The organism is Veillonella parvula (genome assembly GCF_042850485.1).
GTDB lineage: Bacteria > Bacillota > Negativicutes > Veillonellales > Veillonellaceae > Veillonella > Veillonella parvula_Q.
The window spans coordinates 523,149-541,123 of sequence record NZ_AP031417.1; the positions used below are offsets into that span (position 1 = coordinate 523,149).

11 protein-coding genes are annotated in these 17,975 nt (G+C 38.5%); all 11 read left to right on the plus strand.

Features of this window, described 5'->3' with window-relative positions; translation table 11 throughout:
- The first annotated feature begins 65 nt into the window (after positions 1-65).
- The 11 genes from thiC to ACGHIY_RS02310 all read left to right on the plus strand — a co-directional run bounded on the left by thiC (position 66) and on the right by ACGHIY_RS02310 (position 17,728).
- Positions 66-1,370, plus strand: coding sequence for a phosphomethylpyrimidine synthase ThiC (thiC, locus tag ACGHIY_RS02260; RefSeq protein ID WP_390525641.1), 1,305 nt, complete (start codon positions 66-68; stop codon positions 1,368-1,370).
- A gap of 20 nt (positions 1,371-1,390) precedes the next feature.
- A complete protein-coding gene (gene thiS / locus ACGHIY_RS02265) occupies positions 1,391-1,591 on the plus strand; it encodes a sulfur carrier protein ThiS (RefSeq protein WP_243624575.1) in 201 nt (66 codons plus the stop codon).
- Between the two features lies 1 nt (position 1,592).
- Positions 1,593-2,363 carry a thiazole synthase gene (locus ACGHIY_RS02270; RefSeq protein ID WP_390525642.1) on the plus strand — a complete coding sequence of 257 codons (771 nt, stop codon included), beginning with the start codon at positions 1,593-1,595 and terminating at the stop codon, positions 2,361-2,363.
- Between the two features lie 9 nt (positions 2,364-2,372).
- Positions 2,373-3,473: a 2-iminoacetate synthase ThiH gene (gene thiH, locus ACGHIY_RS02275; protein ID WP_390525643.1), complete on the plus strand. Its 1,101-nt coding sequence runs from the start codon at positions 2,373-2,375 to the stop codon at positions 3,471-3,473.
- A 12-nt stretch (positions 3,474-3,485) separates the two neighbouring features.
- Positions 3,486-4,121: a sulfur carrier protein ThiS adenylyltransferase ThiF gene (thiF, locus tag ACGHIY_RS02280; RefSeq protein WP_243624577.1), complete on the plus strand. Its 636-nt coding sequence runs from the start codon at positions 3,486-3,488 to the stop codon at positions 4,119-4,121.
- 3 nt (positions 4,122-4,124) lie between these two features.
- On the plus strand, positions 4,125-4,772 hold the full coding sequence (gene thiE / locus ACGHIY_RS02285) for a thiamine phosphate synthase (RefSeq protein WP_390525644.1): 648 nt from the start codon (positions 4,125-4,127) through the stop codon (positions 4,770-4,772).
- 181 nt (positions 4,773-4,953) lie between these two features.
- Positions 4,954-5,721: a LamB/YcsF family protein gene (locus tag ACGHIY_RS02290; RefSeq protein WP_390525645.1), complete on the plus strand. Its 768-nt coding sequence runs from the start codon at positions 4,954-4,956 to the stop codon at positions 5,719-5,721.
- Between the two features lie 128 nt (positions 5,722-5,849).
- Complete coding sequence (locus ACGHIY_RS02295) at positions 5,850-7,046, plus strand: NRAMP family divalent metal transporter (protein WP_390525646.1); 1,197 nt, start codon at positions 5,850-5,852, stop codon at positions 7,044-7,046.
- 74 nt (positions 7,047-7,120) lie between these two features.
- Positions 7,121-7,864 carry a 5-oxoprolinase subunit PxpB gene (gene pxpB, locus ACGHIY_RS02300; protein WP_038125839.1) on the plus strand — a complete coding sequence of 248 codons (744 nt, stop codon included), beginning with the start codon at positions 7,121-7,123 and terminating at the stop codon, positions 7,862-7,864.
- A 37-nt stretch (positions 7,865-7,901) separates the two neighbouring features.
- Positions 7,902-8,873, plus strand: a complete 972-nt coding sequence (locus tag ACGHIY_RS02305) for a biotin-dependent carboxyltransferase family protein (protein ID WP_390525765.1) — start codon at positions 7,902-7,904, stop codon at positions 8,871-8,873.
- A gap of 416 nt (positions 8,874-9,289) precedes the next feature.
- Positions 9,290-17,728 carry an ESPR-type extended signal peptide-containing protein gene (locus ACGHIY_RS02310; RefSeq protein ID WP_390525647.1) on the plus strand — a complete coding sequence of 2,813 codons (8,439 nt, stop codon included), beginning with the start codon at positions 9,290-9,292 and terminating at the stop codon, positions 17,726-17,728.
- Positions 17,729-17,975 lie beyond the last annotated feature (247 nt).

Genomic DNA, 17,975 nt, shown 5'->3' on the forward strand with positions numbered 1-17,975 from the left:
ATTTTGTTCGATACCCGTTTTTGCATACCTAACTATATATGTCTTTTATATAGGAGGATGTAAAAATGTTTATGACACAATTGGAATCAGCTGTGGCTGGTGTAGTTACGAAGGAAATGAAAGTTGTCGCGGAAAAAGAACGTATGGATGAAGAGGTGTTACGGTCCCTAGTGGCAGCAGGAAAGGTTGTTATTCCTTGTAACAAGCAGCATACTAATATTTCGCCTGAGGGGATTGGCAAACGCCTTAGAACGAAAGTCAATGTTAATTTAGGTACATCGAAAGACGTTACTGATTATGATAGTGAAATTGAAAAGGTTAATCGAGCTATTAGACTTGGCGCAGAGTCGATCATGGATCTTTCCACTCATGGTGACACTCGTATTTTTAGACGTAAATTAATCGAGACATCGCCAGTAATGATTGGTACGGTGCCTATCTATGATAGTGTCATTCATCATCAAAAAGATTTGGGTGAATTAACGGCTCAAGATTTCTTGGACACTATCCGATTACACGCTCAAGATGGTGTAGATTTTATTACTATCCACAGTGGTATTACGAGGAAAACAATAGATCAAATCAAGAATCATAAACGGATGCTTAATATTGTTAGCCGCGGAGGGAGTTTGGTATTTGCATGGATGAGCATGACAGGCCATGAAAATCCATTCTATGAATACTTTGATGAAATCTTAAAGATTTGCAAAGAATATGATGTTACTTTGTCTTTAGGTGATGCTTGTCGTCCGGGTTGCTTGGCGGATGCAACTGACGTGTGCCAAATTGAAGAACTTGTAAGGCTTGGTGAATTGGCAAAACGAGCGAAACAATATGGTGTACAAGCTATGATTGAAGGACCTGGGCATGTACCTTTACATCAAATACAAATGAATATGGAAATACAAGAGTCCTTGTGTGATGGAGCGCCATTCTATGTGCTGGGACCGCTCGTAACAGATATTGCGCCTGGTTATGACCATATTACAGCTGCCATTGGTGGGGCTGTAGCGGGTATGCATGGGGCGTCATTCTTGTGCTATGTTACACCAGCGGAACATTTAGCCTTACCAAATGCAGATGATGTAAAAGATGGAATTATGGCTTTCAAAATAGCGGCGCATGCTGCAGATATTGCTCGTGGTATTCCTAATGCAAGAGATATAGATGACACTATGGCTAAGGCACGTCAAGTTCTCGATTGGGAGACACAATATGCTTGTGCCCTTGATCCTGAACGGGCTCGTTCTATTCGTGAAAGTAGAGCACCAGAGGAAGATCATAGTGAAACCTGTTCGATGTGCGGCAAGTTTTGTGCTGTACGCAGTATGAATAAAGCTTTACAAGAAGAATATATTGATATTTTATAAGCTTTTTCATATGGGAGGTCATGATGGATTTGATTGTTAATGGAGAGCCAAAGCATGTTGTAGGTAAGCAACTTCATTTGGTTCTTGATGAATTAGGCTATTCTGGTAAACACTTTGTAGTTGAGCTTAATGGCGAGATTCTTAGTAAGGAAGCATATACAACCACTAAATTAACGGCTGCTGATAGATTAGAGATTGTTAGCTTTGTAGGAGGTGGTTGATATGTTGGATTCATTTACTGTAGGTAATACAACATTTTCTAGTCGCTTATTAGTAGGAACAGGGAAATATGCATCCTATAATTTGATGCGAGATGCACTGGTAGCATCGAAATCAGACATTGTGACGGTTGCTCTTAGACGAGCAGGTACAACACAAAGTGAAGAGGATATATTAAATTATATCCCTGATAGAATGCATTTATTACCGAATACATCGGGTGCTCGAAATGCAGACGAAGCAATACGTATTGCACTCATGGCAAGAGAATTAGGCTGTGGTGATTTGATTAAGATTGAAGTCATTCAAGATCAGATGTATTTGATGCCCGATAATCTAGAGACTATTAAAGCTACTGAAGTGTTGGCAAAGGAAGGGTTTATCGTCTTTCCTTATATGAGTCCTAATTTGATGGATGCAAAGCGACTAGTAGATGCTGGTGCTAGTTGTATTATGCCCCTCGCTTCGCCTATTGGTAGCAATCGTGGACTTGAAGCAAAAGGATTGATAGAAATTTTAATCAACTCTATTGATGTGCCAATTATTGTTGATGCGGGAATAGGCAGACCTTCCGATGCAACAATAGCTATGGAAATGGGAGCTAGTGCTGTTCTTGTTAATACGGCTATTGCTACGAGTTCAGATCCAGTAGGTATGGCAGAGGCTTTTTATCATGCCGTAGAGGCTGGACGTAAGGCATATCTAGCAAAATGTGCACCTAAGAAGTTGGTAGGCAGTGCATCTTCTCCGTTAACTGGTTTCTTGCGAAAGTAAGGTGAGAATATGTCATTTTTAGATGTGCTTTCAAGAGTTTCTGACGAAGATATAGCTAAAACATTAGATGTTGTAACTGACGATGAAATACTTTCAACGCTCTCTAAAGCAGTACTTGATATTGATGATGCACTTATTCTATTATCACCTCAAGCCCTACCATATTTAGAAAATATGGCGCAGTTAGCTCATGAACGGACGGTACAGCAATTTGGTTATACTATACAGCTGTTCACGCCTATGTACATCTCAAACTATTGCGACAATGGTTGTGTGTATTGTGGATATAGCCATCATAGTGGGATTGCTCGTGAAAAACTAAGTTTAGACGATATTGAGTTTGAGGCGAAAGCGATTGCTGAAACGGGATTAGAACAAGTTTTGGTGCTAACTGGTGAGTCTAAATCCTGCAGTCCACCGTCGTATATACAGGCCGCCGTAGAAAAATTGGTTCCTATTTTTAGTAGCGTTAGTATTGAGGTGTATTCGCTTACGCTGGAGGAATATAAAGGATTAGTCGCAGTTGGAGCAGATGGAATAACGATGTTCCAAGAGACATATAATCCGACTTTGTATGCGCAATTACATCCATTTGGGCCTAAGAGTGATTTTGCAAAGCGTATTGATACGCCTGAGTTGGCTTGTCAGGCTGGATTTAGAGTAGTCAATATTGGTGCTTTAATGGGGCTTGATGAATGGCATAGAGAGGCATACAAGACGATGTTACATCTTAATTATCTTATGCAACATTATTTAGATGTAGAATTATCTGTTTCCGTTCCAAGAATTCGACCTTGTGCAGTAGGTTATTCACCAAAATATCCTGTAGATGATACGGCATTGGTTCAATATATTTTGGCTTTGCGTCTTTTGTTCCCCCGTGTGGGAATTACGCTTTCCTCTCGTGAAAGCAAGTATATGCGTGACAATCTGGTGAGACTGGGGATTACAAAAGTTTCAGCTGGAGTAACGACTTCTGTAGGAGGACATACAAAACAAGATGATTCTAGCCAATTTACAATTAGTGATAATCGCAGTGTAAGTGAAATGGCAACAATGCTTGAAAATAATGGATACCAACCTATTTATAAAGATTGGCAAGTACTATGAGGAGATATGTGTATGGCTTATATGAATAACGAATTTGAAACGGCCATATCTCACTTCTATAGTTCTGAGGAGTTTCGTAAATTGCAGAATTCAGTAGTAGGTATTTTAGGCGCTGGTGGATTGGGATCTAACTGTGCTGTTAATCTTGTCCGTAGTGGTATTCGAAATCTAATTATTGCAGATTATGACATTGTAGAGTGGAGTAATTTGAATCGACAATACTATTTTTCGTCTCATGTGGGGCAGTATAAGGTAGAGGCTTTACAAGATGTGTTAACTGCCATTAATTCAAATGTTATCGTTAAGATTTATAAGGATAAATTGACAACCGAGAATATACCTGAAATCTATAAAAAAGCCGATATTTTGATAGAAGCCTTTGATGCGGTAGAAGCTAAATCTATGTTTTTAGAAGCTGCAACCCCAGTAGATGTACCTAAAATCATGGTATCCGGATTGGCTGGAATAGGTAATTCCGATGCATTACGAACTAAAAAGCTAGGTCAAAATTTATATATTGTTGGTGACGAGCATTCCGGTGTAGATAATGCCTATCCTTATGCACCACGTGTGGCCATTGCTGCTGCAAAACAGGCGGATCTAGCGTTATCACTTTTACTAGAGAAGACCATGTCTAATGAGGTGTAATAGGTGAATAGAAAAGACAAACTAACAGAGGTAATAAATGCTTGCCCTATATATGGAATTACTGGCGGTACTCGAGATGTGGTCCCGCTTGTGAAAGATATGCTAAGCGCAGGGATACGAATTATTCAATATCGTGAAAAGGGAAAAACGCCTATTCTGCGATATCAAGAGGCTATGATTTTGAGGCGGTTGACCTATGATTATCATGCTCTATTAATTATTGATGATTATGTTGATCTTGCGCTAGCTGTACATGCTGATGGTGTTCATATTGGACAAGATGATTTGCCGCCTAATACGGTAAGACGGATTGTAGGGCCTAATATGTTGATTGGGTGGTCAACCCATAGTATATCCGACCTAAAAGCGGCAAACAGATATACGGGTGTTATAGATTACATTGGGGTAGGGCCTATTTTTTCTACACAGACAAAACCCAATGCTAATCCTGTAGGAATTTCTTATATATATTGGGCAAAGCAATTTAGTAAGTTTCCTATTGTTGCTATTGGGGGCATTAAAACTACAAATGCTGATACCGTTTGGCAAGCGCATCCCGATTTTATTTGTGCCGTTTCTGAAATAACAGAGTCGGACAATATACAAAATACGGTTTATGAGCTTATGACTGGATATAGTAGAGTGAGATAAAAAATTGAGTTTACATAAAAACCACAAGATTAAAATCTTGTGGTTTTTGTATTTATAAAATAATTTTGTAGATTTGATAAATATCCTTGCTAAGATATAGGTTTATTTAGTATAATCATATCATTAAATTCAATATTCTATAGAATTTATAAAATAGATGAAGATGGAGAGGTAATAGTATATGTCTCATTATGTAGATTTAAATAGTGATTTAGGCGAAAGTTTTGGTAATTATACATTAGGTATGGATAGTGAAGTATTAAATCACGTAACAAGTGCTAATATTGCTTGTGGTTGGCACGCTGGAGATCCTCTTATTATGGATGCGACTGTCCGCATATGTAAAGAAAAGGGCGTAGCCGTAGGGGCACATCCTGGTTATCCAGATTTGATGGGATTTGGTCGTCGTGCGATGGCAGTAAATCCTGCTGAGGCAAAAGCCTATATGATATACCAACTGGGCGCACTACAAGCTTTTTGTGATAGCCATGACCTTATTTTACAGCATATGAAGTTACACGGTGCCTTTTACAATACAGCTTGTGTTACGCCTGTAATAGCTGATGCAATTTTAGATGGTTTACAAGCAGTAAATCCCAAAATTGCGGCTATGGTATTGAGCGGTAGCTATATTGCTCAAGAGGCACAGCGACGAGGTATTCCTGTTATACAGGAGGTGTTTGCCGATCGTGGCTACACAGAGGAGGGAACATTGGTTCCTCGTACAGAAGTAGGTGCTTTCATCAAAGACCCACAAGAGGCTTTAGACCGAGTACTGATGATGGTTACAAAGGGTAAGGTCGTTACTAATACGGGGAAGACCATTGATATTGTGGCAGATTCCATATGTGTTCATGGAGATAATCCTGAAGCGATAGCTTTCACAAAGTATATTCGGGAAGGGCTATCAAAAGCTGGTATAACGGTGGCGAATTTTCAACACCGATAATACTATTAAGAACATTAAAATAAATGCTTAATTAATACTAACAGAAAATACGAATATAAGTATTAAAAGCAAGTATGAGCTTTAAGCAATAAGTATGACATAGATTAATTATTATTTTGGAGGTTCCTATGAAACCAATTACAGGTAAAGTGAGTTTCTCTGTCCTATTAGGGGCAGCTTTCTTAATGGCCACGTCATCTATTGGGCCTGGCTTTATGTTGCAAACAGCAGCGTTTACAAATGAGTTGAAAGCAGACTTTGCATTTGCTATCGTTATATCCGTTATTTTCTCTATTATTGCACAGCTTAATGTGTGGACAATTATTGGTGTATCCCAAATGCGCGGTCAAGATATTGCGAATAAGGTATTACCAGGCCTTGGGTATATAGTGGCATTTTTAATTTCCCTTGGTGGATTAGCCTTTAATATCGGTAATATTGGTGGTGCTTCTATGGGCCTCAATATTATATTTGGTATCGACACAACAACAGCAGCGGCTATTAGTGGTATTTTGGGCATCTTACTATTTACATCTAAGAAGATGGGTGGTGTTCTAGATAATACGGCTAAAGTACTCGGTACGGTTATGCTCGTCCTCATTGCTTATGTAGCATTTTCAACGAATCCCCCGGTAGGGACAGCAGTGACTCATGCTATAGTACCTACGAATTATCCGTGGCTTGCTACGATAACTCTTATTGGAGGGACCGTAGGTGGATATATAACATTCTCTGGTGGGCACCGCCTTATTGATGCTGGTATTACAGGTCAAGAACATTTAAAGGATGTACGTCGTGCAGCGATTATGGGCATGTCTGTTGATGCGCTAGTTCGTATATTATTATTCTTAGCTGTTCTTGGTGTGGTATCTATGGGATTTGTACTAGATGCTAAGGATCCAGCTGGCTCTGCTTTTCTTTTAGGAGCTGGTGAAATCGGGCATAAATTATTCGGTATAGTGTTCTTCTGTGCCGCATTGACCTCTGTAGTAGGGGCTGCCTACACATCAGTATCCTTCTTAAAAACATTGTTTAAGGTGGTAGAACGAAATGAAAAATTGACTATTATGGCATTTATCTTTATTTCCACATGTATCCTGATTTTTATTGGTAAACCAGCATCTCTATTGATTTTAGCCGGTTCTGTAAATGGGTTAATACTACCTGTTACATTGGCAGTTATGCTTGTCGCAACTCATAAATCTGAAATCGTAGGAACATATAAACACAATAAACTTTTATATTATACAGGGTGGATTGTAGTGCTCGTAACATCTTACATTGGTGTTACATCTTTAAAAGGTATTGCTAAGTTACTAGGTTAATTAATTATCTGTGAAAGCACCATTACGTTCATCTTGAATGTGATGGTCCTTTCTAGTTATAGCAGGAGGTACATATGAAACCTACAATTTCACCTGTAGGGGATTGCGCTATCTCTATTGATTTTGGTCAAGCAATCGATCCAAAGATTAATCGACAAATCCGACAAGTTATAGAGCAGATTAAACTCTTACAGCTAGATGGAATTATTGAACTAGTTCCTACATACTGTGCATTGCTTGTTCAATATGATGCAATGGTATATACGTATTCCGACATTTGTGGAACTCTTAATCCAATATTACAAGAATCTGTAACAGACAGCGGAAATGAACGTGTTACGATTGTTGAAATCCCGACCATATACGGTGGCGAGTATGGTCCAGATCTAGGTTTTGTAGCCTCTCACAATCATATAAGTGAAGCTGAAGTTGTATCCATTCATAGTGGTACTGATTATTTGGTTTATATGTTAGGTTTTATTCCTGGTTTTACTTACTTAGGTGGGATGGATCCTCGCATTGCAACTCCGCGCTTGTCTTCGCCAAGAACTTTGATTCCTGCCGGGTCTGTAGGTATTGCAGGAGAACAGACTGGCACATATCCATCAGATTCTCCAGGGGGCTGGCAGATTATTGGACGCACACCTTTGACTATGTATGACATGTCTAAAAAGCAAGCTGCCCTATTAAGGGCAGGGGACTACGTTCGTTATGTGCCTATCGATGAAAACGAATTCCATAGGATTAAATCCTTGGGTATGGAATATATTCCATCTATATATGAAATAGAAAGTGGTGATTTACGTGGATATAAATGAGTTTCAACGCGCTTTAATCCGCGTAGATGCTCCGGGTATGTATACAACGATTCAAGATTTAGGGCGTATTGGCTTTCAACAATATGGTATGCCTGTGGCAGGTCCTATGGATAGTGAAAGCTATCTCTTGGGACAGGCTCTAGTAGGAAACAAGGAACCGCTAGGTGCTTTAGAATGTACCGTGTTACCTCCTACACTAACGGTTCAAGGTACATGTATTGTTGCTTTTACAGGGGCCGACATGCACCCAACCATTAACAATTTAGTCGTGCCTAGATATATACCTTTTATTTGTCACGAAGGGGATATCATTTCTGGTGGCTTCAGCCAATGTGGAGTGCGTATGTATATTGCTTTCTCTGGTGGTATCGATGTTCCTGCTATTAACGGTAGCGTATCCACTCATACAAAGGCTAAAATAGGTGGTTTTGAGGGGCGTTCATTACAAGCGGGCGATCAGTTTGGCATTAAAGCATTTACTAGAGACGAAGTGAATGTGTGCGACTTCTATGGTGGTCATAACTTATTCAATACTGCTTTATATAACCGCGGCGGTCGTGAGTGTCACGAACCTTTGCGTGTTGTTCTCGGAAATCAAGCAAAGTATTTTACAGAGAAAGGGATTAAGACCTTTGGTAGTAAAATATATACATTGACTGTACAATGTGATCGCATGGGCTTTCGCTTGGATGGCCCTGTTATAGAGCATATAGATGGTGCAGATATTATCTCCGATGGCGCTGTATTTGGTTCTATCCAAGTTCCTTCTGATGGAAACCCTATAGTGCTCATGGCAGATCGGCAAACAACAGGTGGCTATACAAAGATTGGTACTGTGATTACGGCAGATTTACCTAGGTTAAGCCAATTACCAGTAGGGGATGGAATTCATTTTGATATCATATCTGTCGAAGAAGCACAAGCGATATATCGTACATATATGAAACGCTTACATAAGCGCATACAATTAGCACACGAACAAAGTGTATATGCCTTTAATGTAACTTAATTGATTTTCCCTATTTAATTATATAAACTAGCAATAAAGCTATCTTGTAGATTGTTATTTCTATGAGATAGCTTTTTGTTATGTAATGTAAGATGAATTGATGAGGTGGTGGGAAAATATAATCTTATAAAACAAGTTTAAAATAATGATTATGAATTTATATTCATTTTATCTCTTCGTTATGGTATAAAATAAGCCCGTATTTTATATAAATTTGTGATATAAATCACTATAAAACGCATTAATGCTGCATTTGTACGCCGCGTAGAATTATGAATAAAAAATGAAAAAGCTTGATAGTGTATTAAAGGTTTTGATATACTTATAATATTGAAGATTTTGGAATTCTCGTATGACTTACCATATGATAAAACATCGAGGGAGCATTACTATTACTATATTTTATAGGAGAAAGTATGAATAAGATTTTTAAAGTGGTTTGGAGCAAATCAAAAAACTGCTACGTAGTAGTATCTGAGTTCGCTAAGAATAATAGTGGCAAAAAGAAAATTGTTGTAGCAGCAATTTTGGCTGCATTAGCAATGACTAATGCTAGCATCTCTATGGCGGCAAATACTTTGCCTACAAATATGCATGCAACAGCAGTAGGCTTAGGGGATGGTGCTTCTGTTACTGGTGATAAAGCTGTAGGTTTCGGTCAAAATGCAGCAGCTGCAGGTGGATATTCTATTGCAATAGGGTCTAATTCTAGTACCAGTGTTAACAGTCCACAAGGAATCGCTATTGGTGGTGGTAATACTGCTAATGAAGGTGCAAGAGTAATTGGGGAGCAAGCAATTGCCATTGGGGGAAATACAATAGCTCAAGGTAACTCTTCTATTGTTATTGGTGGCGATGATGTAGTTAAAGCCGATGGTGTAAAAGTTATTTACACTACGAATAATGGTGAGAATAAAACTGGGGATTTGCGTAGTGCGGTTCAAAGCTTAACAGGATTTGATATGAGAAACCCACTATATACATCGGCAACGGCTGGTGAATCCGGTATCACATTAGGCATGAAAGGTCAGTCAGGCAATGTGGGCATTGCCATTGGTACAGGTGCAAATGCGAAGGATCGTTTATCAGGAACTTCTAGTGGGGCTTCTGGTCAAGCCAATAATGATGTAACAAATGCTATTGCTATTGGCACAGGGGCTAGGGCAAATCGTGATAATGCTATTGCCATCGGTGGTGGTTCTAACACTGATGTAGGCGGTACAAAACAATCTAGCTATACTTTGCCAAATAACGTTGTTGCTTCCTGGGCTGGTGGTGATAAAACATTGCCAGGTGACGTTGTATCTTTTGGTTCTAAAGGGTATGAACGTCAGTTGAAACATGTGGCTCCTGGCGAAGTAAGTGCTACTTCCACAGATGCAATTAATGGCTCTCAACTTAGCGCTATTGTAGACCAAATCGCTTATAAATATATATCTATAAAATCTTCTGATGCTGCTAATAAAGATAATACTGGTGCTACGGCCGATAATTCTATTGCTATTGGCCCAAATGCCGCAACAGACGCATCTGCGAGTCGTTCTGTAGCTGTTGGTGATGGCGCTAGAGGTAAAGTAGTAGATGGTGTAGCTGTTGGTTCAAAATCTATAGCTGATATTGCTTCAGGCGTAGCGGGATATAATGTTAATGCTAGTCGTACAGATATATATGCTGGTTTAAGTGGTGCTGCCCTAACGTCTAAATTAGGTGGTGTTGCTGTTGGTACGATAAACCAAACACGTCAAATTAACTATGTTGCTGCTGGTACTGCTGATACAGATGCAGTAAACGTGGCACAGTTAAAGAGTGTTAATCTAGCTTTTACAGGTGATACTGGTACAGGCGATGTGAACCTTGCTAATAGTAAATTGGCTGTAAATGGTGATAATACATACATTAGCACTACAGCTAATGGTAAGAAAATTACAGTTTCTGGTAAAAAGCAAGACATTACTGTAGCAAATGGTAGCGCTACAGCCTCGGCTGGTATGGCGGATTCTGCTAATGTAGCTAATGCGATTAATCAAGCGATTGATCAAAACAAATATGGTTGGAATCTTTCTGCTAATGGTGAAGCTACACCAGTAGCGGTTGAAAAAGGTAATACAGTAGATTTTTCTGGTGGCGATAATGTTGCGGTTGCTAGAAATGATAAGAAAATCTCTGTAGCTTTGAAAAAAGATCTTTCTAAATTAAACAGTGCTTCTTTCAATAATGCTAGCGGTAATGAAACTGTAAAAATTGATGGTGATAAAGGTATTAATGCTGGCAATTTGAAAGTTGCCAATGTAGCAGATGGTGTTGCTGATAAAGATGCTGTCAATGTATCCCAATTGAAAAAAGTTGACGATAAAACTGAAGCTAACAAAACTGCTATTGATACAAATAAAACCGCAATTGCTAAAAATGTAGGTGACATTACAACAAACAAAACAGATATTGCCACCAATAAGAACAGTATTGCTGCGAATACGCAAAAAATTGCTGACAATAAAACTACAATAGATAAAAATACTGGTGAAATTGCTACAAATAAAGGGGATATTGCTTCTAATAAAGCTAATATTGCTCAAAATACTGCTGCTATTGCCCGTAAGATTTCTTTAGGTGGTAACTCTGGTTCTACCGATGAAAAATCCTTGAACACAGGTGATGTGAAATTCAATGTGAAAGGTGAAAATGGTCTTACTACGGTTGCTAATGGCGACGATGTGACTGTTAAACTCGATGATGTAACTAAAAATAAACTCGACAATGCAGCTGATCGAGACTTGAGCAATTTGACTCCTAATGGTAAACAACAAGTTAAGGACTTAGCAGCTTGGAATGTAGTCGCTAATAATGAGACGGCTGAAAAGGTTGAAGGTAATAACACTGTTAAGTTTATTGATGGTGATAACATTTCTATTACTCAAAATGGTAAGGACTTCACCATTTCTGCTAAGAAAGATGTAACCTTTGATACGGTAACAGCTACTCAAACGATTACAGCACCAAAGGTTAAAGCGACAACTGGGGTTGAAACTCCTCAAGTAACAGGCTTGACTAACACTGTATGGACTCCGGGCCAAACACAACCTGTATCTGGTCGTGCAGCCACAGAAGACCAATTGAAACATGTTGATGATCAAGTAGCGGAAAATAAAGCCAATATCGCTGATAATACAGATAAGATTGGCAAAAATGCTGATGCCATTGCAGATAACAAGCAAAAAATAGCTGACAATAAAACAGCAATTGATAAAAATGCAGCTGATATTACTACTAATAAGGATAATATTGCAGACAACAAACAAAAAATAGCCGATAATAAAGCGGCAATTGATAAGAATACTGGCGACATTGCTACAAACAAAGCTGACATTTCAACTAACAAAGATAACATCGCAATCAATAAAGCTAACATCGATAAAAACACGACAGCTATTGGCCGTAAGATTTCTTTAGGTGGTAACTCTGGTTCGACTGATGAAAAATCGTTGAGCACAGGTGATGTGAAATTCAATGTGAAAGGTGAAAATGGTCTTACGACTGTTGCTAATGGCGACGATGTGACAGTTAAACTCGATGATACGACTAAAGGTAAAATCGAGAATGCAGCGGACCAAGACTTGAGCAATTTGACTCCTGACGGTAAGCAACAGATTAAGAACTTAGCAGCTTGGAATGTAGTCGCTAATAATGAGACGGCTGAAAAGGTTGAAGGTGGTAACACTGTTAAGTTTATTGATGGTGATAACATTTCTATTACTCAAAATAGTAAGGACTTCACCGTTTCCACTAAGAAAGATGTAACCTTTGGTACGGTAACAGCTACTCAAACGATTACAGCGCCAAAGGTTAAAGCGACAACTGGGGTTGAAACTCCTCAAGTAACAGGTTTGACCAACACTGCATGGACTCCGGGACAAACACAACCTGTATCTGGTCGTGCAGCTACAGAAGACCAATTGAAATACGTTGATGATCAAGTAGCAGAAAACAAAGCCACTATCGCTGATAATACAGATAAGATTGGCAAAAATTCTGATGCCATTGCAGATAACAAGCAAAAAATAGCTGACAATAAAGCTGCAATTGATAAAAATGCAGTAGATATTGCCACTAACAAAGACAATATTGCTGCGAACAAAACAGATATTGCTACTAATAAGGATAACATTGCAGATAACAAGCAAAAAATAGCTGATAATAAAACTGCAATCACTAAAAATACTGACAATATTGCTACCAATAGACAAAATATTGCTGATAACAAAGCGGCTATCACTAAAAATGCTAGTGATATTGTAACTAATAAGGATAACATCGCAACCAATAAAGCTAACATCGACAAAAACACGACAGCTATCGGTCGTAAGATTTCTTTAGGTGGTAACTCTGGTTCGACTGATGAAAAATCGTTGAGCACAGGTGATGTGAAATTCAATGTTAAAGGTGAAAATGGTCTTACGACTGTTGCTAATGGCGACGATGTGACAGTTAAACTCGATGATGCAACTAAAGGTAAAATCGAGAATGCAGCTGACCAAGACTTGAGCAATTTGACCCCTGACGGTAAGCAACAAGTTAAGGAGTTAGCAGCTTGGAACGTAGTAGCTAATGGTAATACTGCCGAAAAAGTTGAAGGTGGCAATACAGTTAAGTTTATCGATGGTGATAACATTTCTATTACTCAAAATGGTAAAGATTTCACCATTTCCACTAAGAAAGATGTAACCTTTGATACGGTAACAGCTACTCAAACGATTACAGCGCCAAAGGTTAAAGCGACAACTGGGGTTGAAACTCCTCAAGTAACAGGTTTGACTAACACTGCATGGACTCTAGGCCAAACACAACCTGTATCTGGTCGTGCAGCTACAGAAGACCAATTGAAATACGTTGATGATCAAGTATCAGAAAATAAAGCCAAGATTGCTGACAATACAGATAAGATTGGTAAAAATGCAGAGGCTATTGCGGATAACAAACAAAAAATAGCTGACAATAAAACAGCAATTGATAAGAATGCAGGTAATATTGCTACTAATAAGGACAATATTGCTGCGAATAAAGCTGATATCGCAGCCAATACAGATAAAATTGGTAAGAATGCTGATGCTATTTCAGATAATAAGCAAAAAATAGCTGATAATAAAACTGCAATTACTAAAAATACTGGCGACATTGCTACAAATAAAGGGGATATTGCTTCTAATAAAGCTAATATTGCTCAAAATACTGCTGCTATCGCTCGTAAGATTTCTTTAGGTGGTAACTCTGGTTCGACTGATGAAAAATCCTTGAGCACAGGTGATGTGAAAGGTGAAAATGGTCTTACGACGGTTGCTAATGGCGACGATGTGACAGTTAAACTCGATGATACGACTAAAGGTAAAATCGAGAATGCAGCTGACCAAGACTTGAGCAATTTGACCCCTGACGGTAAGCAACAAGTTAAGGAGTTAGCAGCTTGGAACGTAGTAGCTAATGGTAATACTGCCGAAAGAGTTGAAGGTGGCAATACAGTTAAGTTTATCGATGGTGATAACATTTCTATTACTCAAAATGGTAAGGACTTCACCATTTCCACTAAGAAAGATGTAACATTTGATACAGTAACCGCTACACAAACGATTACAGCGCCAAAAGTGAAAGCGACAACTGGGGTCGAAACACCTCAAGTAACAGGCTTGACTAACACTACATGGGTTCCAGGTCAAACACAACCTGTATCTGGTCGTGCAGCCACAGAAGATCAATTGAAACAAGTTGATAATCAAGTGGTAGAAAACAAAGCCAATATTGCTGATAATACAGATAAAATTGGCAAAAACGCTGATGCCATTGCAGACAACAAGCAAAAAATTGCCGACAATAAAACAGCAATTGATAAAAATGCAGTAGATATTACTACTAATAAGGATAATATTGCAGATAATAAGCAAAAGATAGCTGATAATAAAACGGCAATTGATAAGAATGCAGGTGATATTGCTACTAATAAGGACAATATTGCTGCGAATAAACAAAATATTGCTGATAACAAAGCTGCTATCACTAAAAATGCTAGTGATATTGCAACTAATAAGGATAACATCGACAAAAACACAACAGCAATCGCTCGTAAGATTTCTTTAGGTGGTAACTCTGGTTCTACCGATGAAAAATCCTTGAGCACAGGTGATGTGAAATTCAATGTGAAAGGTGAAAACGGTCTTACTACGGTTGCTAATGGTGACGATGTGACTGTTAAACTCGATGACGCGACTAAAGGTAAAATCGAGAATGCAGCTGATCGAGACTTGAGCAACTTAACAGATGCTGGTAAGCAACAAGTTAAAGATTTAGCAGCATGGCATGTAGTAGCTAATAATGAGACGGCTGAAAAGGTTGAAGGTGGTAATACTGTTAAATTTATTGATGGTGATAACATTTCTATTACTCAAAATGGTAAAGACTTTACCATTTCCACTAAAAAAGACGTAACCTTTGACACGGTAACAGCTATACAAACGATTACAGCGCCAAAAGTGAAAGCGACAACTGGAGTTGAAACACCTCAAGTAACAGGCTTGACTAACACTGCGTGGACTCCGGGGCAAACACAACCTGTATCTGGTCGTGCAGCCACAGAAGACCAATTGAAACACGTTGATGATCAAGTAGCAGAAAACAAAGCCAATATTGTTGATAATACAGATAAGATTGGTAAAAATACTGTTGCTATTGCGGATAACAAACAAAAAATAGCTGATAATAAAGCTGCAATTGATAAAAATGCTGCTGATATTGCTACCAATAGAGACGATATTGCGACGAATAAACAGAATATTGCTGATAACAAAGCGGCCATCACTAAAAATGCCGGCGATATTGCAACCAATAAAGCTAATATTGATAAAAATACAGAAGCTATCGGTCGTAAGATTTCCTTAGGTGGTAATACTGGTTCAACCGATGAGAAATCCTTAAGTACAGGCGATGTGAAATTCAATATTAAAGGGCAAAATGGTATTGTTACTGAAGCTAATGGAGACGATGTAACTGTCAAATTAGATGATGCTACGGCTAATAAAATCAACAATGCAGCAAATACGGATTTGAGCAACTTAACAGATGCTGGTAAACAACAAGTTAAAGATTTATCCGCATGGAACGTAGTAGCTAATGGTAATACTGCCGAAAAAGTTGAAGGTGGCAATACAGTTAAGTTTATCGATGGTGATAACATTTCCATTACTCAAAATAGTAAAGATTTCACAATTGCTACTAAACAAGACGTAACTTTCAATACTGTAAAAGCAAATCAAACAATTACAGCACCAAAAGTGAAAGCTACAGAAGGTGTAGAAACACCTCAAGTAACGGGTTTGACTAACACTGCATGGACTCCGGGTCAAACACAGCCTGTCTCTGGACGTGCCGCCACAGAAGATCAATTGAAACATGTTGATGATCAAGTAGCAGAAAACAAAGCCAACATTGCTGATAATACAGATAAGATTGGTAAAAATGCTGATGCCATTGCGGATAACAAGCAAAAAATAGCTAATAATAAAGCTGCAATTGATAGAAATGCTGCTGATATTGCAACTAATAAGGACAATATTGCTGATAACAAAGCGGCCATCACTAAAAATACTAGTGATATTGCAACTAATAAGGATAACATCGCAACCAATAAAGCTAATATCGACAAAAACACGACAGCTATTGCTCGCAAGATTTCTTTAGGTGGTAATACTGGTTCTACCGATGAAAAATCGTTGAGCACAGGTGATGTGAAATTTAATGTGAAAGGTGAAAATGGCCTTACTACGGTTGCTAATGGCGACGATGTAACTGTTAAACTCGATGATGCAACTAAAGGCAAAATTGATAATGCAGCAAATCAAGACTTGAGCAACTTGACAGATGCTGGTAAACAACAAGTTAAAGATATATCTGCATGGAAGGTAACAGCTGCAGGAGGTACTGTTGAAAAAGTACAAGGTAGTGATACCGTAAAATTCCAAGCTGGTGATAATCTTGTAGTTAACCAAGATAGAACTACTTTCACATATGGCTTGGCTAAAGACTTAAAAGGCCTAAACAGTGTTACTGTAGGTGATGAAAACGGTGTATCTACTAAAATCACTCCTGCAGGTACAACTGTGAAAGATGCAGCTGGCAACTCTACTACAATTAATGGGGGTGGTATGACTATTACTCCTGCAGATACAGCAGCTAGCTCTGTATCACTTACTGTAGATGGCTTAAATAATGGTGGCAACAAAATTCATGGAGTAGCGCCTGGCACAGCTGATACTGATGCAGTAAATGTTAGCCAATTGAAAGCATCTAATGCTGGTTTACAAGAAGCTGTTAACCGTGTCGGTACTGAAACACAACGTGTTGGTGCTCATGCGGCAGCTATGGCAGCGTTGAAACCAATTCAATATGATCCATTGGAACCAACACAAATTATGGCTGGTATCGGTAACTACCGTGGTGAAACTGCGGGTGCCATCGGTATTGCTCACTACCGAACTGAAGATACTATGTTCAACGTAGGTGTTTCACTTGGCACTAGCCATAACATGGTAAATGCAGGTGTAACGCATAAATTTGGTGGTAGTCGTGAAAGAAAAGACGCTATCCCAGAGCGTTATAAAGCAGGTCCTATTAGCTCTGTTTATGTAATGCAAGATGAAGTATCTAGTCTCAAAAAAGAAAATAGTAATCAGAAAACTGTTATTGCTAATCAAGCAGCACGTTTAAATACATTAGAAGCTGAAAATGAACGTCAACGTCAAGAATTGGCTGAAACTAAACAAGGCTTAGATGACTTGCGTGCCGTAGTAAATCAATTATTAGCCTCTAAAGGTTAAGAGTTGAGAACTAATTTTGATAATAGTCTAAGATAGTTATTTTCCTGTAAAACTAAAGAACCTCTTATACATTGTTCTACTTGATAGGGTATATACATTTCGTCTAAGAGGTTCTTTTTTGCTATTTTGATATATATTCTTATTTAAAAAGCATAACATATGAATGATTTCTCATATGTTATATGATATAATACAATAGATATAAGAGGTGAAGTAATGCCTTTACTATATGATCTTACATGAATAG

What these genes read in the sequence shown, in the direction of transcription:
- ACGHIY_RS02290 (WP_390525645.1), top strand. Translation starts at nt 4,954, where the DNA reads ATGTCTCATTATGTAGATTTAAATAGTGATTTAGGCGAAAGTTTTGGT.
- ACGHIY_RS02295 (WP_390525646.1), top strand. Translation starts at nt 5,850, where the DNA reads ATGAAACCAATTACAGGTAAAGTGAGTTTCTCTGTCCTATTAGGGGCA.
- thiS (WP_243624575.1), top strand. Translation starts at nt 1,391, where the DNA reads ATGATGGATTTGATTGTTAATGGAGAGCCAAAGCATGTTGTAGGTAAG.
- ACGHIY_RS02270 (WP_390525642.1), top strand. Translation starts at nt 1,593, where the DNA reads ATGTTGGATTCATTTACTGTAGGTAATACAACATTTTCTAGTCGCTTA.
- thiC (WP_390525641.1), top strand. Translation starts at nt 66, where the DNA reads ATGTTTATGACACAATTGGAATCAGCTGTGGCTGGTGTAGTTACGAAG.
- pxpB (WP_038125839.1), top strand. Translation starts at nt 7,121, where the DNA reads ATGAAACCTACAATTTCACCTGTAGGGGATTGCGCTATCTCTATTGAT.
- thiF (WP_243624577.1), top strand. Translation starts at nt 3,486, where the DNA reads ATGGCTTATATGAATAACGAATTTGAAACGGCCATATCTCACTTCTAT.
- thiH (WP_390525643.1), top strand. Translation starts at nt 2,373, where the DNA reads ATGTCATTTTTAGATGTGCTTTCAAGAGTTTCTGACGAAGATATAGCT.
- ACGHIY_RS02310 (WP_390525647.1), top strand. Translation starts at nt 9,290, where the DNA reads ATGAATAAGATTTTTAAAGTGGTTTGGAGCAAATCAAAAAACTGCTAC.
- ACGHIY_RS02305 (WP_390525765.1), top strand. Translation starts at nt 7,902, where the DNA reads ATGTATACAACGATTCAAGATTTAGGGCGTATTGGCTTTCAACAATAT.